This window comes from Nocardioides sp. (assembly GCF_041913365.1).
GTDB lineage: Bacteria > Actinomycetota > Actinomycetes > Propionibacteriales > Nocardioidaceae > Nocardioides.
Genome location: NZ_JAYSFM010000009.1, coordinates 115,382 through 136,257 on the forward strand (window position 1 = coordinate 115,382; position 20,876 = coordinate 136,257).

A 20,876-nucleotide genomic window follows, 5' to 3' on the forward strand; every position below is an offset into this window, starting at 1 on the left:
GAGAAGGGCTACTTCTCCCAGGGGGCGGGGATGGGGAAGTACTCCTCGAGGAAGTCGTGGAGGAGGCCGTCGGCGCGCTCCTCGTCGAAGGCGGCGAGCATGTTGTCGGCGATGCAGAAGAAGTCGCGGTTGCGGTTGAGCATCTGCTTGAGCTGGACCGGCAGCTGCTGGTGGCCGAGGTCGACGTAGCCGTGGTGGGCGGTGGCGCGGAAGGCCTGGCCGGTGATCAGCCCGTAGTTCTGCGCGAAGGACGACAGCATCGACACGTCGGTCGCCGAGCGGAACGGCGCGAGCGTGGTGGCCTCGACCTCGGCGGGGAAGCGGGCCGCGATCTCCTCGAGGACCGTACGCCGCTGCGGGTGCGGGCTGTGCATCATCGTCTGGGTGAGGTTGACGCCGAACGCGTCGGCGAGGATCCGCCGGTTGTTGAGGGCGGCGGTGAGGTAGGGGCGGTCGTCGGTGCCGGGGAGGCCGACGGCGCGGTGGTCGGCGACGAAGGCGGCGTACTGGCCGCCGGGTGAGAAGAAGTGCTCGGGCCGCCGGGGGCGGCCGAGGAAGACGTCGTCGTTGACGTAGACGAAGTGGTCGGCCAGGTCGGGCACCGCGTGCAGCCGGGTCTCGATGGCGTGCGAGCTGAAGGTCGGCAGCGCGGCCTCGGGGAGGATGTCGCGGTGGTCGACGACCCGGATCCGGTCGTGCGAGGTGTCCAGCCACGACGGGACCTGGCCGGCCGTGACGAGGTGGATCCGCCGCACCCACGGCGCGAAGAGGTGCAGGCTGCGCATCGAGTAGCGCAGCTCGTCGCGGCTGCGGTAGCGCTGCGCGCCGCCGGCCCGGGCGCTGGGCGTGCCACCGAGCTCGGTGATGCGTGCGTCGCGCGCGGCCAGCCACGCCTCGTCGTCGCCGTCGACCCAGGTGTAGACGACGTCGACGTCGAAGCGGCAGTCGTCGACCGTCGCCAGCGCCATCGTCTCCAGGGTCGGCACCGCGACCCCCTCGACCTCGATCGTGGTGCGAGGCGTCCTGGCCGGGACGCGGTCGCCGAAGCGGTTCAGGCTGGGCGCGTGGAGGTCGCCGTCGGGCGACTCCTCCCAGAACTGCACGCCGATCTCCACGCCCTCGCCGAGCACGCCGTCGTGGCCGCCGCGCATCGGCCACGGCTCGAGGAACAGCGACGCGGTGCGGTTGCGGGCCAGCTCGGACGTCATCGCCGCGACCGTCCCGCGCCGCTCGGGCCAGCCGCGCTCGGCGGGCTCGCGGACCGACAGCCAGTCCGGGACCCCTGCGGCGGCCAGGGCGGTGAGGAAGTCGCCGCGGCGGGTCGACGGGACGACGACGAACGGGTGCGGGTCGAGGCCGCGCGCGGGCACCACGAACCAGCCGTCCCCGGTCGCCGCAGCGGCGGCGGTGAGCGCCTGCAGGGACGTCGTACGTGCCTGGGCGGGGGTGACCCCGCGGGCCCCGGAGGTCTCGGGCAGGTCGCCGATCGGCCCGGGGCGCAGGCCGTGCAGCACGCGGCGCGGGGCGAGCGGGTCGGCCCGGCGGGCCATGGCTCCCCGGAACACGTCGACCCACCGGCGGGCGAGCGTCAGCCCGTCCCAGCGCTGCGAGCGCTCGAGCGCCGCGGCACCGAGCCGGGTGCGGAGGTCGTCGTCGCCGGCGATGCGGAGCATCGCGGCGGCCAGCGCGGCCTTGGAGGCCGGCGGCACCAGCAGTCCGTCGACGTCGTGGGTGATGATCTCGCGCGGGCCGGAGGGGCAGTCGTACGACACCGGCGGCACGCCGGCCGACATCGCCTCCTGCAGGACCAGCGGGTAGCCCTCGGCGCGCGAGGCGAGCACGGCGACGCTGGCGCGGGTCCACTCCGCCGTCATGTCGTCGGTCGTCCCGGGCAGCTCGACGCGGTCCTCGAGGCCGAGCTTGCGGACCTGTGCGGCCAGGTTGTCGGCGCGCGGACCGTCGCCCCAGATACGCAGGGTCCAGCCGGGGATCTCCTCGTGGATGCGCCAGAACGCGTCGACGACGTGCTCGAACTGCTTCTCCGGCGCCAGCCTCCCGGCCGTGACGAACGTCTTCTGGTCGAGCGCCGAGCGCGGCTGCGGCTCGGCCGGCAGCGGGTTGGGGATCACGAGCAGCTCGGGCGCGGCGCCCCCGAGGCGGCCGGCGAGCCAGCGCGACATCGACTCGGTCAGCGAGACCACCACGTCGGCCCGCGGGGCGAACTCCAGCAGGGCTCCGAGGTCGTTGACGCGGCTGGACGACGCCCGGTGCTCCTGGTGGACCAGCGCCACCTCGGCGGGCGCGAGCTGGGCGACCACCGCCAGCAGCTCGGGCGTCGTGGTCACCAGGACGTCGGCGTCCAGCGCGGGCAGCGCCTCACGCATCGTGGCGTCGGTCAGGGCGTTGAACGTCGCGTCCCACGAGCGCGGCACGATCACCGACTCGCGCTCGGCCAGCTCGGCCGGGTGGCGGCCGTTGACGGCGCTCGCCCGCTCACCGCGTACGTCGACGAGGTAGGTGACCTCGAGCCCGTCGACCAGCGGGTAGTGGGTCGACGCGCCGCTGCGGGTGACGCTCAGGATCCGCACCCGGTGGCCCTCGCCGAGCCCGAGCAGCGCGTTGGCCTGCGCGATGCCGGAGCGGGCGGTGCCGCCCATGCCGTCGGCGTTGAACAGCACGAACACGATGTCGAGCGGGCCGTCGCGGCGCACCCGTCGTACGGCCGAACGCACCTTGTCGGTGAGTGCCACGTGTCCGGTGTCCTGTCCTCGGCGACTGCGGTCGCCACGATCCTAGGAGGTGGGACGCCGGCCGATAGGGTGACCCGCATGCCGACGTCCCCCACCCCGCTGGTCCTCGTGTCCGGTTCCGGCCGCAGCGGCACCAGCTCGCTGGCGGGCACCCTCAAGCGGCTCGGCCTCCACGTGCCGCAGCCCGAGGTCGAGGCGTCGGAGACCAACCCGCGCGGCTTCTACGAGCCGCAGTGGGTCATCGACTTCCACAAGCGGCACCTGCGCGAGCTCGCGCTCTTCAACATCGACAGCCGTCCCGCCGCCGTCGGCCTGGTCGCCGACTACCTCGCCTCCGGCGAGCCGACCGCCGAGCTCCGCGAGTGGCTGTCCGGCCAGCTCGACGCTGAGCAGATCGTCGTCAAGGACCCGCACGCCTTCTGGTTCGCCGCGGCGTGGGAGTCGGTGAGCGCCGAGCTCGGCGCCGACCTGCGGTGGCTCACCGCCCTGCGCCACCCCGCCGAGGTGGTCGGCTCGCGTGACATCGCCTACCTCTCCAGCCAGTCCGACGACCTGCGGCTGACCAAGGAGACGTCGAACGTCGCCGGTTGGGTGCACGCGGCACTGCTCACCGAGCAGGCGGGCCGCGGCCACAAGCGCTCGTTCGTGAGGTACGTCGACCTGCTCGCCGACTGGCGGGTCGCGCTGGCGCCGGTGCAGCAGCAGCTCGAGCTCGACTTCAACACGGACCTCTCCTCCACCGAGCACCACCCGGTGGACGACTTCATCGAGCCGTCGATGCGCAAGTCGCAGCTCACCTGGGACGACGTGCGCACCCCCGACTGGCTGCGCGACATGGCCGAGGAGGTGTGGCAGCTGCTCGGCGTGCTGACGACCTCCCCGAAGGACCGGGACACCCTGATGGCGCTCGACCGGATCCACGACGACTACAACGCCCGCTACGCCGACGCCGTCGCCCTCACCTTCGACCACACCAAGGCCGAGTCGACCCTCGCCGCCCGCGAGGCCCGCGACGCCCAGCGCGCGACGGTGCAGCAGCTGCGCCGCGAGCTCGACCAGGCCCGCCGGGCCGGCCGCCCGCAGAACGTCGGTGGGCGCGAGGCCGCCTCGATCCTGGGCCGCGCCGTCGTACGCCGGGTCCGCCGCCCGCGCGGCTGACTCACCGACCACACACCCGCCGACCTCCTCGGGGTCCGGGGTAGTTCAGTGGCAGATGGTCGTTGTGACGGCCGGGAGGCAGCCGTTTGCCACTGGACTACACCGAGTGGGCGGGTGCTGGGGTAGTTCAGTGGCAGATGGTCGTTGAGACGGCCGGGAGGCAGCCGTTTGCCACTGGACTACCCGGACTGGACTGCGCCGAGTGGGGGGAGCACCGCCCAGGCGGCTGACTCAGAGGCCGGTGACGCCCTCGCCGGAGCCGGAGGCCTGCTCGTCGAAGTTCTCGTGCTCGATCAGGTGGAGCACGGGCACGCCCAGCTTGCGCCGCGCGCGCGAGGTCCAGTCGACGTGGAAGAACTCGGCGACCACGTGCGGGCGGGTCAGGATGATCGCCTCGCGGGCGTCGACCGCAGCGACCATCGCGGCCAGCGCGTCCACCGGCGGCTCGGAGGTGACCTTGCCGTGGCAGGTGCCACCGACGTTCTGGAGGGCGACGAGCGTCTGCTGGAGCTCGGCGGAGGAGTTCTCGGCGCACTCGCGGCGCAGCGCCTCGATGTCGACGTCGTTCATCGCCAGCGCCGGGGCGGCCATCAGGTCGCCGGCGCCGAGCGTGCCGAGGGAGGCCTCGATGCGGGCCGCGGCGTCCTCGAGCGGCAGGAGGACGTGGTAGACGACCGGGTCCTCGATCTCGTCGTGGAGCGAGCGCACCTGCTTGGCGTCGGCGGACGAGAGGGCCTGCTCGACCAGCAGCACCACGTCGTAGGTGCCGCTCCCGTCGTGGATGGAGTCGTCGTGGCTGGTCCCCGTGTGGATGGTGCCGTCGTTCTCGCTCATGACTCGCCTCCGGTGTCGGTGCTCAGGATTCTAGTGAGGTCGTAGCCTGCGGGCTCGTCCAGCTGGGCGTACCCGCAGGTCTCGGGATCGCGGTCCGTGCGCCACCGCTTGAAGTGCGCAGTGTGCCGGAACCGGCGACCTTCCATGTGGTCGTACTTCACCTCCAGCACCCGCTCGGGGCGCAGCGCGGTGAAGCCGAGGTCCTTGCCCTGGCTCCACCGGCTCTGGGTGCCGGGGACGCGGTCGGGGTTGGCGGTGAGGAACTCGTTCCACCGGCCCCACGGGTGGTCGGCGATGTCGCAGACCAGCGGCTGCACCTCCTGCCACAGCGCCGCCCGCTTCGCGGCGGTGAAGCTGGCAGAGACGCCGATGTGCTGGAGCTCGCCGTCGTCGTCGTACAGGCCGAGGAGCAGGGAGCCGATCAGCGGCTCTTCCGGGGTGGACGTCTTGTGCTCGCGGTAGCCGGCGAGCACGACGTCGGCGGTGCGCTCGTGCTTGATCTTGAGCATGGTGCGCTTGTTGGGCTCGTACGCCGCTCCCAGCGGCTTGGCGACGACACCGTCGAGCCCGGCTCCCTCGAACTCCTCGAACCACCGCTCGGCCTCGGCCGGGTCCTCGGTGGTGCGGGTCAGGAAGCACGGCCCCGACCCGTCGAGATCGGCGAGCGCCTCGACCATCGCGGCACGCCGCTCGGAGAACGGCCGGCCCATGAAGGACTCGTCGCCGAGGGCGAGCAGGTCGAAGGCGACGAACCCGGCCGGCGTCTCCACCGCGAGCTTGTCGACCCGGCTGGCCGCGGGGTGGATGCGCTCCTGCAGGGTCTCGAACTCCAGCCGCCAGCCCTCGGGCCCCTGCAGGCCGACGAAGATCTCGCCGTCGAGCACGACGCGGTCGGGCAGCTGGTGGCGGCAGGCCTCGACGACCTCGGGGAAGTAGCGGGTCAGCGGCTTGGTGTTGCGGCTGGCGAGCTCGACCTCGTCGCCGTCCTTGAAGACCAGGCAGCGGAAGCCGTCCCACTTGGGCTCGAAGCTCAGGCCGCCGTGCTTGGCGGGATCCGGCACGCCGCTGACGCTCTTGGCCAGCATCGGCTGGACGGGCGGCATCACGGGAAGGTCCACGCAATCGAGCCTAGTGCGGAACCCCTCGCCGGGCGGTCAGTCCTCGCCGCGCAGGGAGAACGAGCGCAACCGGTCGCCGGCGAACCACACCCCGACGGCCGTCACGACCACGCTGGCGAGGATCGCCCAGGGCAGGTTGGCTGGGTCGGGCAGCTCGTCGGAGATCTCGTGGCCGATCCGGATGCCCCACTGGCCGATGCTCAGCCAGGCGACGCCGGTGAACAGGTTGCCCAGCAGGCTCTCCCAGATCAGCACGAACATGAGCGACGCGATGACCGCGTGCCGGGTGACCGACGAGATGGCCAGGAAGAGCGCGGAGTACGCCGTCCCGGCGACGACCGCGCCGACGAACATCGCGACCGCCCGGGTGGCGTCGCCGGTGATGAGGGAGGCGATGAGGATCGCCAGCGCCCCGGCCACCAGCGTGGCGGCGAGCGCCACCAGCCACTTGCTGATCGCCACGGCGTGGCGGCTGACGGGCTTGGAGAGGAGGTAGACGATCGAGCCGTCGTCGACCTCCGGCCCGAGCACCGATGAGGCCGCGAGGATCGCGACCAGCGGGAGCACGAGCGGGTAGCCCAGGCCGGGCAGGATCTCGAACGCCGCGTCACCGTCGGTGAGCGCGGTGATCAGGGTGACCAGCGCGATCAGCAGGACCGGGAAGGCCAGCAGCAGGAAGAAGCGGCGGCGGCCGAGCAGGGCCTGCAGGGCGAGCTTGGCGATCGTCACGTTCATCATCGGGCCACCAGGTAGGCGAAGACGCTCTCCAGCGACTCGTCGCTGGGGGAGAGCTCGAACAGGGTCACGTCGTGCTGCTTCGCCCAGCCGGGGAGGCCGACGGCGAAGCTGCCCAGGTCGTCGACCTGGACGTCGAGCTGGTCGGTGCGCAGGCTCACCGCGCGGACCGCGGGCTGGGCGATGAGGACGGCGGCCAGCGTGCGGTTGTCGCTGGACTGGACGGCGTACTGCACCGGGCGGTCGGTCATCAGCCGGCGGATGGCGCCGAAGTCGCCGGAGGCGGCGTGGCGTCCGGAGACGACGACCTCGATGTGGCGGGCCAGCCGCTCGACCTCCTCGAGGATGTGCGAGCTGAAGAGCACCGTGCGGCCCTGGTCGCCGAGGCGGCGCAGCAGGTCCATCAGGTGCATCCGCTGGCGGGGGTCGACGCCGTTGAACGGCTCGTCGAGCAGCAGGACCGCCGGGTCGTGCACGAGGGCCGCGGCGATCTTGATCCGCTGCCGCATGCCCTTGGAGTAGGTGTCGAGGCGGCGGCCGGCCGGCTCGACCATGTCGACCTCCTCCAGGATCCGCTCGGTGGCGGCGGCCGCGTCGGGGAGGCGGTGCAGGTCGGCGTTCGCGCGGACGAACTGGCGCCCGGTGAGGTAGCCGAAGCTGAGCTCGCGCTCGGGGACGAGCCCGATCTGGCGGTAGATGTCGGTGTTGCGCCACACCGGCTGCCCGTCGAGGGTGACGGTGCCGGCCGACGGGGCCAGGAAGCCCGACATCATCGCCATCAGCGTGGTCTTGCCGGCGCCGTTGGGGCCGAGCAGGCCGGTGACGCCGGGACCGATCGACAGCGAGACGTCGTTGACCGCGACGACGTTGCCGAACCAGCGTGACGCCGAGTCGAGGACCAGGGTGCTCATCGCGAACCCACCTTCCGGAAGCGGGCGACCAGCCCCAGCACGCAGAGCGCGGTCAGCACGACGCCGACCAGGACGTACGCCAGCGCCCACGCGTTGCCCGGCGGGGTGAACGTGACGACCCCGGCGTCCCATGCGTCGGCGAGCCCGCTGTAGATCGACCACGGCGAGAGGACTCCGGCGGCCACGCCGATGCCGTCGGCGTCCTGCGAGCTCGAGATCGCCTGCACCGAGGTGACGACCCCGGAGATCACGATCAGGGCGACGACCGAGCCGACGACGGCGAAGCCGCGGCGCAGCGAGACCGACGAGATGAGGCCGGTGAGCCCGGCGACCAGGGCCGCCAGCAGCACCTGCAGGGCCACCGCCTTGAGCAGCCCCTCGAGCTGGTCGCTCTTGTCGAGGCCCGCGAGCATCGCGCCGGCGAACAGCACCAGAGTCGGACCCCACATGAAGAGCAGCAGCGACGTGGTCAGCGACAGCCACCGGGTCACCGCGAAGAGCGAGGACGACAGCGGCCGGGCCAGGTAGAGCACGATCGAGCGGTGCCGGAGGTCGCGGGAGAAGAGCACCGGCGCCTGGGCGGCGGCGTACAGGCTCACGAGCAGCTGGACCTGGTTGGTGTAGTCGGCGTAGGTGACCGGGAGCCGGCCCAGGCCGGTCAGCACGACCACGCCGACCACGATCGCGGCCGGCACTGTGGCCATCGCCAGCAGGACGAACGGCAGGATCTTGGACTTGCCGGAGCGGCCCAGGCCGTAGGTGTGGCGCAGCCCGGTGACGTAGAGCGTGCGGGCGATCGTGGCGGTGCCGTCGCGTACGCCGTCGTAGCGCCGGTAGCCGAGGTCGTGGATGACGCCGGAGCGCTCAGACATGGGCACCTCCCTCGAGGAAGACGTCCTCCAGGTGGCCGCGGTCGGGCTCGAGGCGCATCAGGCCCAGGCCGAGCTCGGCGGCGACGTCGCGGATCAGGTCGTGCGTGGCGCCGCCCTGGGCCAGCTCGGGCGGCGGTGGGTCGATGGCGACCATCGAGCCGCGGGGGCGGCAGGTGAGGCCGCGCTGGGCCAGCGCCTCACCGAGCCGGTCGCGCTCGGTCTCGGTGCCGACCACCTCGACGAGCAGGCTGCCGGTCTGGCGCAGGAAGTCGGTGGTCGCGCTGGAGCGGAGCAGGTGGCCGCCGTCGAGCACGATGACGTGGTCGCTGACCTGCTCCAGCTCGCCGAGGAGGTGGGAGGTGACCAGCACGGCGATGCCGAAGTCGCTGCCGATGCGGGCCACGAGCCGGAGCATGTCGGTGCGGGCGGCCGGGTCGAGGCCGTTGGTCGGCTCGTCGAGGAACACCAGCCGAGGGTCGTGCACGAGCGCCTGCGCGAGCTTGGCCCGCTGCTTCATGCCGGTGGAGTAGCCACCCATCGGCCGGTAGCGCTCCTCGTCGAGCCCCACGTGCCGCAGCACGTCGGCCGCGCGCTCGCGCGCCGGCGAGGCGCCGAGCCCCGACATCCGGGCCATGTGGACCACGAAGTCGCTGGCGCTCACGTCGGGCGGCAGGCAGTCGTGCTCGGGCATGTAGCCCACCAGCCGCCGGATCTCCTGGCTGGCGTGCTCGATGTCGTGGCCGAGCACCGTGGCGTGGCCTCCGGTCGGCTCGAGCAGGCCGAGGAGGATCTTGATCAGCGTGGACTTGCCGGCACCGTTGGCGCCGACCAGGCCCGTCACACCCGGCCCGACGTCGACCGTCAGGTCGGTCAGCGCGTGGACCGTCCCGTAGTGCTTGGTGAGGCCCGCGGTCGAGATGACCGACTGGTTCGTGGGCGGCAGCCCGGTGAGTTCCCCCGTCACGCCCGTCACGCTATCGGCCCGCGGCGTCGTACGGCATCAGGGATCGCCCGGATCGGTGTGAAGGTGTGGTGAAGATGGGGTCTGTGCGGATCCGTCATCCGGACTGCGCCTCATGGGTCTGGCTTCGTATGACGGATCCGACGCCCCTAGGCTTGCCCCCATCGATCCCCGGTTGGTCTGCCGGTAGGGCCCGCCTGACTTTGAATCAGGACTAGCGACGTAGGTTCGACTCCTACCCGGGGAGCTCGGCGTCGAGGAAGCCGACCACCCGGCGCTCCCACTCGGCGGGGTCGGTGCGGAGGCCGCGGGTGTGGCCGGAGCCCGGGACGGTCCAGGTCTGGACGCCGGGGCTCGTGCCGGCCATGAACTCGGCTGCCAGCGACTCGGTCTCGACGTCGCCAGCCGCGACGAGGAGGAAGGCGGTGCCTCCGCGCGAGGTGGCGGTTGCGACGGCGTCGCGGAGCGGCTCGGGGTCGGGGGCGTCGGTCAGCAGGTCGGTGACGGCGTAGGTGGCCCGGTCGATCACCTGCTGCACCTCACCCCGCATTCCGTACGCCGACAGGTAGCCCTTGTCGGCGGCGGTGCGGTGGGTCGCGCCCTCCGCCACGACGGCGGCCACCCGGTCGTCGGCCCCGGCAGCGCCGAGGGCCTGCTCGCCGCCCATGGACAGGCCGACCAGGCCGATGCGGTCGGGCGAGACGTCGGGCTGGTCGCGGAGGAAGTCGACGGCCCCCGCCGCGTCCTGCGAGCCCCACCACCCGAAGTCCATCGCCCGGCCGGCGCTCTCGCCGTGCCCGCGGGCGTCGTAGAGCAGCACGCCGTAGCCGGCCTCGGCGAGCACGGCGGCGTGGTCGAGCACCGCGGTCCGCGTGGACCCGGCACCGTGGAGCAGGGCGACCGCGGCGCCGTTGCCCGAGGCGACGTACCACCCCGACAGCCGTACGCCGTCGGAGCTGGGGAAGGTCACGTCGCGGTAGGTCAGCCCGACGTCGGCCGGCGTCCGGTCGCCGAGCGACGGCCGGGGCGGGTGCGCGGCGACGACCGCCTGCCCGATCGTCCAGAGAGCCAGGTAGGTGGCGAGCAGGAGGGCCGGGACCGTCAGCAGCCACCAGCGCCGGCGCGTGCCGCGCAGCAGCCGGACCGCTCCCCAGCCGGCGGCGACGAGCCCGCCGGCCAGCAGCGCGAGGCCGACCACCGCGGTGGGGGTGAGCCCCTCCTTCGCGTAGTGGCGGGGCCCGAGCCCCGCCCCGACCGACAGGACGACGAGGGCGACTGCCACCGTCGCGCACCACGCGGCCCTGCGCATCACCGGCACCTACATCTCGAACACCAGGCGGGCCGGGACCTCGCCCGCGAGGACCTCGTCGAAGCAGGCGTTGACGTCCTCGAGGCGACGGCCCTCGGTCACGACCCTGGTGAGGCCTCGCGCGTGCAGGTCGAAGCACTCGGCGAGGTCGTTGCGGGTGCCGACGAGCGAGCCGATCACCGAGATGCCCTTGAGCACGGTCTCGAAGACCGGGATCTCCAGCCGGTTGTCCGCGGGCAGCCCGACGAGCACGAGGCGTCCGTTGGGGTTCAGCGCGGCGTGCGCGGCGCGCATCGCGGCCGGCGACGGCACGGTCACGAGCGCCACGTCGACGCCGCCGATCGCCTCGAGCTCGGCCTGCTGGTCGCCGCGGGCGTCGACCACGTGGTCGGCCCCGAGGTCCTTCGCGAGCTGGAGCTTCTCGTCGTGCACGTCGACGGCGACGGTGCGCGAGCCGAAGACCCGGGCGTACTGCAGGCCCAGGTGCCCGAGGCCGCCGATGCCCACGACCATCGCGGTCTCGCCGGGCTGCGGCTTCGCGACCTTGAGCCCCTTGTACGTCGTCACGCCGGCGCAGGTGAGCGGCGAGGCGTCACGCGAGGTGACCGCGTCGGGCACCGGCACGACGTGGCTCGCCCAGGCGACGGCGTACTCGGCGTAACCACCGTCCATCGTGTAGCCCATGTAGGACGGGCTGGTGCAGTAGGTCTCCCAGCCGGCGACGCAGTAGCGGCAGTGGCCGCACGCGCGCCCGAGCCAGGGGAGGGCGACGCGCTGCCCGACGCCCACGGGGAGGTCACCCTCGCCGACGGCCTCGATGGTCCCGACTCCCTCGTGCCCGGGGATGAGGAGGTCCTTGGGCTTCACCGGCCACTCGCCGCGGGCGGCGTGGATGTCGGTGTGGCACAACCCGCAGGTCTCGATCTTGACGAGCACCTGGCCGGGACCGGGCTCGGGCACCGGGACGTCGCGGACCTCCAGCGGCGCTCCGAGCGTGGGGACTACTGCTGCCTTCATGGTTCTCTCCTTGCAACTGTGCGGATGGGTACGGCGATGAGCAGGGCGCCGGCGAGCAGGGTCAGCCCGGCGAGGACGAACAGGACGGCGACCACGGCGTCCAGCACTGGGACCTCGGCGCCGGTGGCGACGTCGGCGGAGACGCCCGCCGACCCGTCGGCGCGCATCAGGACGAAGGTCCAGCTGCCCTCCTCCGGCGTCCAGTCGAGTTCGGGGTCCGTGCCGGTGGCCCGGGCGGCCCAGAAGGTCTGCTCGTCGGGTGCCGAGGCGGGTGCGCCGCCCTCGGTCGCCTCGAGCACCGCCTCACGGTCGCGGACCTCGCGGAAGGTGTCGTGGGCGACGCCGTCGACGTACGCCGCGACCTCGTCCGTCGGCGCGACGCCGATGAAGAGGGCGTCGCCCGAGTCGGACTCGGCGCTCACGCGGACGTCGCCCAGGATCCGCTCGGGGACCCAGTCGGGTGCGCCCTCGGTGGTGATCCGGGCGTCCTCCGAGGTGATGGCGTAGGCGTCGCTGGTCATGCTGATGCCCGGCGTCATCACGAAGCCGTCGTCGCGGTCGGTGGCGCCGATCAGCGCGAGGGTGCCACCGGCGCCGGCGAACCCGAGTCCGGCGAGCACCAGCACCGAGCCGGCGACCACGGAGACGATGCGCCCGGTGGTCCAGCCCCGCGGCCGTCCTTGGGGAGCGGCGAGCGGCTCCGGCGGGGGGCCGCCCGGCGCCCGGGTCGCCGTGGTGGCTCCGGGGGTCTCGTGGCCGCCCATGTCGAGGCGGAACGGCGGGTACTGGTCGGTCATCAGCGCGACGTAGCCGGCGACGCGCAGCACCCAGCGGTTGAGGCCGAGGACGAGGTCGAAGATCTGCTGGGGGTAGCGGCCGGTGAACAGCAGCACGACGGCGGCGACGAGCACGAGGATGCCGATCACGCTGATGGTGATCCAGCCCTCGTCGTCGGCACCCTGGACGCCGTACGCCACACCGCCCGCGAACAGCGCCACGATCAGGTAGTGCGGGATGGCCAGCAGCCACCACTTCACCAGCACCAGGCCGCGCGAGAGGTGCTCGGGGTGGTCGACCTCGAGGTGCGCGGGGTAGTCGGGCACCTCGGCGAGGGTGAACGGCGGGTAGCGGTCCGTGCCGAGCACGCCGTAGGAGTAGTAGGAGACCCGCCAGCTCCAGCGCATCACGCCGACGTTGAAGTCGAAGATCGGGCGCGGGTAGCGGCCGGTGAACAGGATGGCGAAGAACGCCACGATGCTCAGCACCGCGAACGCGGTCCAGAGGAACACCAGGACGAGGTAGTGGGGGATGGCGAGGAGCCACTTGACGAGCCAGAGGCCTCGACTCAGTCCGGGGTCGAGCTCGGCGTCGACGTGCACGGGATAGCTCCGCGGAGCCGTGGATGGAGCAGTTGAGGTGGTCATGGGGGAAGCCCTTCCGTCGGCGGCTCCCGGTCGGTGCGTGACGCGACCAGGAGCCGCTCCTTCCCCTCGATCGTCGCGCCGACGGCAGGGCCCGGGCAGGGCCGAAGGGCACGACTTCACCGACCCGGCTGGGGACCTAGGACCCTGTTGTCCCCCACCTGGGGGAGTGAGACTCGAGACCCTGCGCGAAGGAGGAGATCCGCATGGAGCACGCGCCCGCCCCCCGTCCGCCCGACACCGTCCGGGTGGTGGTCGAGGACGTGCCCGGGATCGGGGAGCGGGTGCGCGAGGCCGCGCGCCGCGCGCGGGAGTCCGACCGTGCGCTCGAGCTCGTCGAGCCGGCCCTGCCCGCCTGCGACCACGCGGCCCGGGCGCGGGTGATCCGGCGCATGGACGAGGCCCTCGACGTGGCCCGCCGCGTGGCGCCCGGTCTCCCCGTGCGGGTCAGCGCCCCGATCGAGCTCCCCTCTCCCCGGCACCCGTCGTGACCGGCGTCGAGGAGGTCCGGGTCGCGCCGGTGGCGCTGCACCGGCTGGAGCCGCTGCTGACGCCGGAGCGCGTGGAGCGGCTCGAGGCCTACGTCGCCACGGCGCGCGACCTGCTCGCCTCCCGTACCGTGTGGAACGTCAACTCCACGGCGCGCGGTGGCGGGGTCGCGGAGATGCTGCACACACTCGTGGCGTACGCCGCCGGGACCGGGGTCGACGTCCGCTGGCTCGTCGTGGGCGGCGACGCGGACTTCTTCGCCGTCACCAAGCGCCTGCACAACCGGCTCCACGGCGTGCCCGGCGACGCGGGCGCGCTCGACGCGGCGGCGCGGGCGACGTACGACGCCACGTTGGTGCGCCAGCGTGCGGACGTCCTCGCGCGGGTGGAGCCGGGCGACGTGGTCCTCCTCCACGACCCGCAGACGGCCGGGCTCGCGCGCGACCTGCGGGACCGGGGCGCCTTCGTCGTGTGGCGCTGCCACGTCGGCCTCGACGAGCACGACGCGTGGACCCGCGAGGCGTGGGGGTTCCTGCGCGAGCTGGTCGAGCCTGCGCACGCCTGCATCTTCTCCCGGGAGTCGTTCGCCCCCGACTGGGTCGACCGGCGGTGGCTGCGGGTGATCCCGCCGTCCCTGGACCCGTTCAGCCCCAAGAACTCCGACCTCGACGAGCGCGAGGTGGCGCGCCTGGTGCACCGCGACGGGCTGGTGGTCGAGGGTCGACCCCTGCCGACGGCCGGCCCGGTCGTGCTCCAGGTCAGCCGGTGGGACCGGCTCAAGGACATGGCGGGCGTGCTCGACGCCTTCGCGGACCACCTCGACGAGCTCCCGCCCGACGCCCACCTGGTGCTGGCCGGCCCCGAGACCACGGGCGTCGCCGACGACCCCGAGGCCGCCGAGGTGCTGGCGGAGTGCCGCGAGCGGTGGCGCTCGCTCCCGGCGGCGGCCCGCGCGCGGAGCCATCTCGTGTCGGTGCCGATGGACGACCTCGACGAGAACGCCCGGACCGTCAACGCGCTGCAGCGCTGGTCGACCGTCGTGGTCCAGAAGAGCCTCGCCGAGGGGTTCGGCCTCACCGTCACCGAGCCGATGTGGAAGGCACGGCCGGTGATCGCCTCCGCCGTCGGCGGCATCCGCGACCAGGTGGAGGACGGCGTGAGCGGCGTGCTCCTCGGCGACCCGCGCGACGGCGCCGCGCTGGCGGCCGCGGTGTCGTCCCTGCTCGACGACCCCGACCGGCGGGAGGCGATGGGACGGGCCGCGCACCAGCGGGTCCGCGACCACTACCTCGCCGACCGCCACCTCATCCAGTACGTCGAGCTGTTCGCGCAGCTGGTGGGCGAGGGGTGAGCCTCACTCCCGGCCGGTCGCGGCCCGGAAGGCCTCGAGCGCCGTCGGGAGCGTCGGGAAGACGTGGTCGGCACCGATCCGGTCGAGCACCCCGCTGGGCGCCAATGCGTCCCGGGGGTCCTGCTTGAGCCGGGCGAGGGCCAGCACGACCCCGCGCTCGGCGAGCTCGGCACGCAGCGTCTCGAGGGCGTCCGCTCCGGTGAGGTCCACCTCGCCCATCGCCTCCGCGTTGAGCAGCACCCACTCCGGGTCGTAGGCCGCCACCGACTCCCGCACCCGGGCAAGGAAGTTCTCGGCGTTGGCGAAGAAGAGGGGAGCGTCGTAGCGGTAGACGAGCAGACCGGGGACGGGCGTCGCGTCGTCGTAGTCGTCGACGTCGTGCATGCCGGCCACGTCGGGGACGAGGCCCTCGACGGCGTCGTGGGGACGGGCGACGCGACGGAACACGTCGACGAGGGAGAGGCTCACCGCGACCAGCACGCCCTCCAGGACGCCCAGCACGAGGACGCCGAGCGTGGTCGCGATCGCGATGGCCAGCTCCGTGCGCCGGTAGCGCGCGATCCGGACGAACTCGTCGACGTCGACCAGTCGTAGTCCGGCGTACACGACCACGGCGGCGAGCGCCGCGTCGGGGAAGCGGGCGAGCACGGGGCGCAGCGCGACGACCAGGACGAGGGCGGCGCCCAGCGTCGAGAGCCCGGCCCAGCGGGACCTGCCCCCGACGGCGTCGACGATCGCCGTCCGGCTGCCCGAGCTGCTGACCGGGAAGCCGTGCACGAGCCCGGCGGCGACGTTGGAGACCCCCAGCGCGAGGAGCTCGCGCTGCGCGTCGATGCGGTCACCCCGTCGGGCGGCGAAGGCCCGGGCATCGATCACGTTGTCGGTGAACCCGACCACGGCGATGGCCAGGGCCGTGGTCAGCAGGGCCCACGACCCCAGCGACGCCACGGACGGCAGCCCGAGCGTCGGCAGGGCGAACGGCAGCGTCCCGATGACCGCGACCCCGTCGTCGGGCAGGTGGGTGAGGGTCACCACGAGCGTCGCGACGAGCATGCCGAGCAGCGGCACGGGGCCGGTGGGCCACAACCGGTCGCCGACCAGCAGCACGACCAAGGTGCCGAGGCACACCGCGAGCGTGGGCCAGTGGATCGCCGACGGGTGCTGCGCCACCCACCAGGCCTGTGCGAGCGGGTCGCCGTCGGGGGCGTCGGCAGCCGTCCCGCGCCCGGCCTGCGACAGCACCATCAGACCGGCGATGCCGGCCATGTAGCCCACCAGCACGGGCTTGGAGAGCAGGTCGGCCAGGAACCCGAGGCCGCCTGCCCACGCCAGCAGGCACACGCCGCCGACCGCGAGGGCCAGCAGGGCCGCCGTGTCCTGCGGTGACTCCCCGGGCACCGTGATGGCGGCCAGGGCGGCGCCCGTCATCAGCGCGGTCGTCGACTCGGGTCCCACGGAGAGCTGCGGGGACGACCCGACCAGGAAGTAGACCGCCAGGGCGACGAACGCGGCCCACAGCCCGGCGGCCGGCGGCACCCGGGCCAGTCCGGCGTACGCCAGCACCTGGGGCACGAGGTAGGCCGCCACGGTGATGCCTGCGACGACGTCGCCCCGCAGCGCGCGCCCCTCGGGCGGCCGCAGGGTGTCGGACCAGCGCGTCGGCCTCATCGGGACCCGGCCACGAGTCCGGCGTCCCACCCCGGCGCCCGACCGCCCGCCGGCGGGCTGACCCGGGCGAGGTCGTGCCCGCTGCGCACGAGGAGCCACGAGGTGAGCGAGTTGGAGTTCCACATGTCGCCGGTGTGCTGCTCGTCCAGCGCCCAGGTGGCGGTGCGGAACTGGGGGGCCAGGGCGAGCACCCGTCGCGCGTGCTCGGCGTCAGCGCTCATCCGCACCGGGCTCTCGACGGCCTCGTCGACGTCGGGGATCCGACCGCCGCGCCAGCAGCGCACCTCGTAGCGGAACAGCCGGGAGCGACCCAGCCACCGCAGGCCGACCGGCCCCTCGGCCACCACGCCGCGCTCCGGCTCCGGGGTGTTCCAGACCGGCGCCATCTCGATGACCCAGCGGTCGGGGCCGAGCCGGACCTCGAGGGCGGAGTGGTAGAGGTCGCAGGCGCGCCGGCGCTCGTGGCGGGCGACGACGGCCTCGAAGACCCTCCCGTTCAGCCGGACGCACCTCCCGCCCGCGCCGAGGGGCAGCCAGTACAGGTCGACGCTGCCGCGGGTGGTGCTCTCGGTCATGGCTTCCTCCTCGGCGCCAGTCGACCGCGGCCCCCGGGCGCCCCGCTAGGGCCCAACGTCCCTGACCGGCGCGCCGACGGGGATGTCCCGGGGCACGCGGGACCTTCGCCACTGCACGTCGCGGCGTCCCGGCGGCACCGTGGTTGGGGGAGGGAGCCCGCCATGTCCACCAGGTCCGCCACCACACGTCCCGCCACACCAGCACCCGTCGCCGGGCGACCGATGTCCCTGCGCACCGTGCGTGCGTTCTTCCTCGCCACCTTCGCCTTCTCGTGGACCCTGGGCGTGCTGATGGTGGTGTTCATGGACCAGGTCGAGGCGGTGTTCGGCCCGATGGGCTACACCAACCCCGTCTTCATCCTGGTCGTCTGGGGCCCCGGGCTGGTGGGCCTGTGGCTGGTCGTGCGGCACCACGGCCTGCGCGGGCTGCGCCCGTTCCTGGCCCGGCTCGCCCAGTGGCGGATGTCGCGCGCGTGGTGGCTGGTGCTGCTGGTCGGCATGCCCGCGGTCTTCTACGCCGGCGCCGCCGTCAAGGGCACGCTCGACGACGGCTTCCCCTTCTCGCCCTGGTACGCCGTCGTCCCGGCGCTGCTGCCGGCCCTGATGATCGGCCCGGTCGAGGAGCTCGGCTGGCGCGGTGTCGCCCTGCCGGTGCTGCAGCGGCGGTTCGCCCCGCTGTGGGCGGCGTTGATCGTGGGTGTGGTCGCTGCGGTGTGGCACACCCCGGCGTTCCTGATGTCCGGGACGAAGCAGAGCGCCTGGTCCTTCGGCCCCTTCTTCCTCGGCGTCGTCGCGATCAGCGTCATCCTCACCGCGATGTTCAACGCCGCGCGCGGCAGCCTGCTCGTGGCGGTGCTCTTCCACGCCCAGATGAACGGTCCCGCCTGGCCGGACGCCCAGCCGTGGGACATGTACGCCTTCGTCGCCGTCGCCGTGCTGGTGCTCCTCGTCAACCGGCGCAGCATGCTCACGCGGGGGAGCGGGGCGACGGACGTGCTGCTGGGCGCCCCCGAGCACGAGCCGGTGCGGGCTGAGGCCGCCGGATGAGGCTTTGACACACTGCGGTCATGGACAACCTCACCGTCATCGTCCTCGCCGCAGGCGGCGGCACCCGCATGAAGTCGAAGACCATGAAGGTGCTGCACCCCGTCGCCGGGCGCTCCATGATCGGCCACGTGCTCCGCGCCGTGCAGGCCGTCGAGCCCACGCGGGTCGTCGCGGTCGTCGGCCACCAGCGCGAGCAGGTCGGTCCGCACATCACCGACCTGCTGCCCGATGCCGTGCTGGCGGTCCAGGAGACGCAGGAGGGGACGGGGCACGCCGTACGCATCGCGATGGAGGCGGCGGGCACGACCACCGGCACCGTGATCGTCGCGGCCGGCGACACCCCGCTGCTGGAGGGCGAGTCGCTGCGCGCCTTTGCCGCCGAGCACGAGGCGGCCCAGCGGGCGGTGAGCATCCTCAGCGGGCGCGTGCCGAACCCGTTCGGCTACGGCCGCATCCTGCGCAACGACGAGGGCGACGTCGAGGCGATCGTGGAGGAGAAGGACGCCACGCCCGAGCAGCGCGAGATCGACGAGATCAGCTCCGGCATCCTGGCCTTCGACGCCGAGTTCCTGGTCTCCGCGCTGCCGCGGATCAGCAACGACAACGCCAAGGGCGAGTACTACCTCACCGACGCCGTCCACCTCGCCCGCGAGGACGGCCTCACCGTGGGTGCGCACCTCATCGATGACGTCGATCAGACCGAGGGCGCCAACGACCGCGCCCAGCTCGCCGAGCTCGGTCGCCGGCTCAACAGCCGCATCGTGACCCGCTGGATGAAGGAGGGCGTCACGGTCATGGACCCGGCGACCACGTGGATCGAGGCCGACGTGGTCCTCGAGCCCGACGCCACGATCCTCCCCGGCACGCAGCTCCTCGGCGCGACGGTCGTCCGCGAGGACGCGGTCGTCGGGCCCGACACCACGCTCAAGGACTGCGAGATCGGCGCAGGAGCCCGCGTGGTGCGCACGCACGGCGAGCTCGCCGTCGTCGGCGACCGTGCGACCGTCGGCCCCTTCGCCTACCTCCGGCCCGGCACCCAGCTCGGCATCGGCGGCAAGATCGGCACGTTCGTGGAGACCAAGAACGCCCAGATCGCCGACGGCGCCAAGGTGCCGCACCTGTCCTACGTCGGCGACGCCGAGATCGGCGAGGGCACCAACATCGGCGCCGGCACGATCTTCGCCAACTACGACGGGGTCGCCAAGCACCGCACCGTCATCGGCCGCCAGGCCAGGACCGGGTCGAACAACACCTTCGTGGCCCCCGTCGAGGTGGGGGACGGTGCCGGCACCGCCGGCGGCACCGTCGTACGCCGCAACGTGCCGCCGGGCGCGCTCGCGGTCAGCTCCTCCCCGCAGCGCAACCTCGAGGGCTGGACGGAGTCGAAGCGGGCCGGCACGGCACAGGCCGAGGCCGCGCGAACGGCTCGTGAACAGCAGGAGAAGACGGCTCCCGATTCCGCTGGGTGACCCGGCTTGGGGATGGCCGGGTCGGTGGGTGAGAATCGGGGCAGCACCTCCGAACGAGCCACCCCCGAGGCTGACCTGACAGCGAGGAGTCGCGTCGCGTGACCGGAATGAAGCGGACCACCGAGAAGAACCTGATGGTCTTCAGCGGACGGGCCTACCCAGAGCTCGCCGGGGAGGTGGCCGACCTCCTGGAGTGCGGCCTGGTCCCCCAGGACGCGCGGGCCTTCGCCAACGGCGAGCTCTACGTCCGCTACGAGGAGTCCGTGCGCGGCTGCGACGCGTTCGTGATCCAGAGCCACACCGCTCCGATCAACGAGTGGATCATGGAGCACCTGATCATGGTCGACGCCCTCAAGCGTGCCTCGGCCAAGCGGATCACCGTGGTCATGCCGTTCTACGGCTACGCCCGCCAGGACAAGAAGCACCGCGGCCGGGAGCCGATCTCGGCGCGGCTGATGGCCGACCTGTTCAAGACCGCCGGCGCCGACCGGCTGATCACCGTCGACCTCCACGCCGACCAGATCCAGGGCTTCTTCGACGGCCCCGTCGACCACCTGATGGCGCTGCCGATCCTCACCGACTACGTCAAGCACAAGTACGGCGACCAGCAGCTCGCCGTCGTCTCCCCGGACGCCGGCCGGATCAAGGTCGCCGAGCGATGGTCGGCCCGCCTCGGCGGCGTGCCCCTGGCGTTCATCCACAAGACCCGCCGCATCGACGTCGCCAACGAGGTCGTCGCCAACCGCGTCGTCGGCGAGGTCAAGGGCAAGATCTGCATCCTGACCGACGACATGATCGACACCGGCGGCACGATCGTGAAGGCCGCGGAGGCCTGCATGGCCGACGGCGCCGCCGGCGTGATCATCGCCGCGACCCACCCGATCCTCTCCGACCCCGCGGTCGACCGGCTGAAGAACTCCTCCGCCATGGAGGTCGTGGTCACCAACACCCTGCCCGTCCCCTCGGACAAGCAGTTCGACAAGCTCACCACGCTCTCCATCGCGCCCCTCATCTCCCGCGCCATCCGCGAGGTCTTCGAGGACGGCAGCGTGACGTCGATGTTCGACGGTCACGCCTGACCGAGGGTTTGCACCCGAGTCTCCCGCTTCGCCACCCAGATCTGGTGTGACAAGCGAGGCGGTCACCGGATATCCGGCTCTTGTGACGTATGTGTGGGTGATGAGCGTGCCC

The 20,876-nt window shown here is 72.8% G+C and carries 18 protein-coding genes and 1 tRNA gene; 7 read left to right on the forward strand and 12 right to left on the reverse strand.

Annotated elements, in window-relative coordinates:
• Nucleotides 1-8: 8 nt before the first annotated feature.
• A complete protein-coding gene (locus ACE3QY_RS17905; protein ID WP_374457408.1) occupies nucleotides 9-2,750 on the reverse strand; it encodes a stealth conserved region 3 domain-containing protein in 2,742 nt (913 codons plus the stop codon).
• A 78-nt stretch (nucleotides 2,751-2,828) separates the two neighbouring features.
• On the opposite strand from ACE3QY_RS17905, the gene ACE3QY_RS17910 reads away from it, so the two are divergent.
• Entirely contained in the window at nucleotides 2,829-3,908 is a 1,080-nt protein-coding gene (locus ACE3QY_RS17910) for a sulfotransferase family protein (RefSeq protein WP_374457409.1), read from the forward strand.
• A 231-nt stretch (nucleotides 3,909-4,139) separates the two neighbouring features.
• Here the strand turns inward: ACE3QY_RS17910 and ACE3QY_RS17915 are convergent, their stop codons facing one another.
• Genes ACE3QY_RS17915 through ACE3QY_RS17940 form a run of 6 tightly spaced genes read right to left on the reverse strand, consistent with a single transcriptional unit; the run spans nucleotide 4,140 to nucleotide 9,342 of the window.
• Nucleotides 4,140-4,742, reverse strand: coding sequence for a hypothetical protein (locus ACE3QY_RS17915; protein WP_374457410.1), 603 nt, complete (start codon nucleotides 4,740-4,742; stop codon nucleotides 4,140-4,142).
• Entirely contained in the window at nucleotides 4,739-5,860 is a 1,122-nt protein-coding gene (locus ACE3QY_RS17920) for an ATP-dependent DNA ligase (RefSeq protein ID WP_374457411.1), read from the reverse strand. Before ACE3QY_RS17920 ends, ACE3QY_RS17915 begins: the two co-directional genes overlap by 4 nt.
• Before the next feature lie 36 nt (nucleotides 5,861-5,896).
• Nucleotides 5,897-6,589, reverse strand: a complete 693-nt coding sequence (locus ACE3QY_RS17925; protein WP_374457412.1) for an ABC transporter permease — start codon at nucleotides 6,587-6,589, stop codon at nucleotides 5,897-5,899.
• A gap of 5 nt (nucleotides 6,590-6,594) precedes the next feature.
• Nucleotides 6,595-7,506 carry an ABC transporter ATP-binding protein gene (locus tag ACE3QY_RS17930; protein WP_374457413.1) on the reverse strand — a complete coding sequence of 304 codons (912 nt, stop codon included), beginning with the start codon at nucleotides 7,504-7,506 and terminating at the stop codon, nucleotides 6,595-6,597.
• Nucleotides 7,503-8,378, reverse strand: a complete 876-nt coding sequence (locus ACE3QY_RS17935; protein ID WP_374457414.1) for an ABC transporter permease — start codon at nucleotides 8,376-8,378, stop codon at nucleotides 7,503-7,505. The genes ACE3QY_RS17930 and ACE3QY_RS17935 overlap by 4 nt, the downstream gene beginning before the upstream one ends.
• Nucleotides 8,371-9,342 carry an ABC transporter ATP-binding protein gene (locus ACE3QY_RS17940; RefSeq protein ID WP_374457415.1) on the reverse strand — a complete coding sequence of 324 codons (972 nt, stop codon included), beginning with the start codon at nucleotides 9,340-9,342 and terminating at the stop codon, nucleotides 8,371-8,373. The genes ACE3QY_RS17935 and ACE3QY_RS17940 overlap by 8 nt, the downstream gene beginning before the upstream one ends.
• A gap of 165 nt (nucleotides 9,343-9,507) precedes the next feature.
• Here ACE3QY_RS17940 and ACE3QY_RS17945 point away from each other — a divergent pair.
• Nucleotides 9,508-9,586, forward strand: a tRNA-Gln gene (locus tag ACE3QY_RS17945).
• On the opposite strand, the gene ACE3QY_RS17950 is transcribed toward ACE3QY_RS17945, so the two are convergent.
• Genes ACE3QY_RS17950 through ACE3QY_RS17960 form a run of 3 tightly spaced genes read right to left on the reverse strand, consistent with a single transcriptional unit; the run spans nucleotide 9,575 to nucleotide 13,089 of the window.
• Nucleotides 9,575-10,648, reverse strand: a complete 1,074-nt coding sequence (locus ACE3QY_RS17950) for an alpha/beta hydrolase (RefSeq protein ID WP_374457416.1) — start codon at nucleotides 10,646-10,648, stop codon at nucleotides 9,575-9,577. The genes ACE3QY_RS17945 and ACE3QY_RS17950 overlap by 12 nt on opposite strands.
• A 9-nt stretch (nucleotides 10,649-10,657) precedes the next feature.
• Entirely contained in the window at nucleotides 10,658-11,665 is a 1,008-nt protein-coding gene (locus tag ACE3QY_RS17955; protein ID WP_374457417.1) for an alcohol dehydrogenase catalytic domain-containing protein, read from the reverse strand.
• Nucleotides 11,662-13,089, reverse strand: coding sequence for a DUF4389 domain-containing protein (locus tag ACE3QY_RS17960; RefSeq protein ID WP_374457418.1), 1,428 nt, complete (start codon nucleotides 13,087-13,089; stop codon nucleotides 11,662-11,664). Before ACE3QY_RS17960 ends, ACE3QY_RS17955 begins: the two co-directional genes overlap by 4 nt.
• 203 nt (nucleotides 13,090-13,292) lie before the next feature.
• On the opposite strand from ACE3QY_RS17960, the gene ACE3QY_RS17965 reads away from it, so the two are divergent.
• Nucleotides 13,293-13,577: a hypothetical protein gene (locus ACE3QY_RS17965; RefSeq protein WP_374457419.1), complete on the forward strand. Its 285-nt coding sequence runs from the start codon at nucleotides 13,293-13,295 to the stop codon at nucleotides 13,575-13,577.
• On the forward strand, nucleotides 13,574-14,926 hold the full coding sequence (locus ACE3QY_RS17970) for a glycosyltransferase (protein ID WP_374457420.1): 1,353 nt from the start codon (nucleotides 13,574-13,576) through the stop codon (nucleotides 14,924-14,926). The genes ACE3QY_RS17965 and ACE3QY_RS17970 overlap by 4 nt, the downstream gene beginning before the upstream one ends.
• Nucleotides 14,927-14,929: 3 nt before the next feature.
• Here the strand turns inward: ACE3QY_RS17970 and ACE3QY_RS17975 are convergent, their stop codons facing one another.
• Nucleotides 14,930-16,594 carry a SulP family inorganic anion transporter gene (locus tag ACE3QY_RS17975; protein ID WP_374457421.1) on the reverse strand — a complete coding sequence of 555 codons (1,665 nt, stop codon included), beginning with the start codon at nucleotides 16,592-16,594 and terminating at the stop codon, nucleotides 14,930-14,932.
• Nucleotides 16,591-17,169, reverse strand: coding sequence for a hypothetical protein (locus ACE3QY_RS17980; protein WP_374457422.1), 579 nt, complete (start codon nucleotides 17,167-17,169; stop codon nucleotides 16,591-16,593). The genes ACE3QY_RS17975 and ACE3QY_RS17980 overlap by 4 nt, the downstream gene beginning before the upstream one ends.
• A 162-nt stretch (nucleotides 17,170-17,331) precedes the next feature.
• On the opposite strand from ACE3QY_RS17980, the gene ACE3QY_RS17985 reads away from it, so the two are divergent.
• The 3 genes from ACE3QY_RS17985 (at nucleotide 17,332) to ACE3QY_RS17995 (ending at nucleotide 20,764) form a co-directional block, all read left to right on the forward strand.
• On the forward strand, nucleotides 17,332-18,216 hold the full coding sequence (locus ACE3QY_RS17985) for a CPBP family intramembrane glutamic endopeptidase (protein ID WP_374457423.1): 885 nt from the start codon (nucleotides 17,332-17,334) through the stop codon (nucleotides 18,214-18,216).
• Between the two features lie 20 nt (nucleotides 18,217-18,236).
• The gene (gene glmU, locus ACE3QY_RS17990) at nucleotides 18,237-19,685 is read left to right on the forward strand and encodes a bifunctional UDP-N-acetylglucosamine diphosphorylase/glucosamine-1-phosphate N-acetyltransferase GlmU (protein ID WP_374457424.1); all 1,449 of its coding nucleotides are present in this window, start codon (nucleotides 18,237-18,239) and stop codon (nucleotides 19,683-19,685) included.
• A gap of 107 nt (nucleotides 19,686-19,792) precedes the next feature.
• Nucleotides 19,793-20,764, forward strand: coding sequence for a ribose-phosphate diphosphokinase (locus ACE3QY_RS17995; protein WP_374457425.1), 972 nt, complete (start codon nucleotides 19,793-19,795; stop codon nucleotides 20,762-20,764).
• Nucleotides 20,765-20,876: the final 112 nt, after the last annotated feature.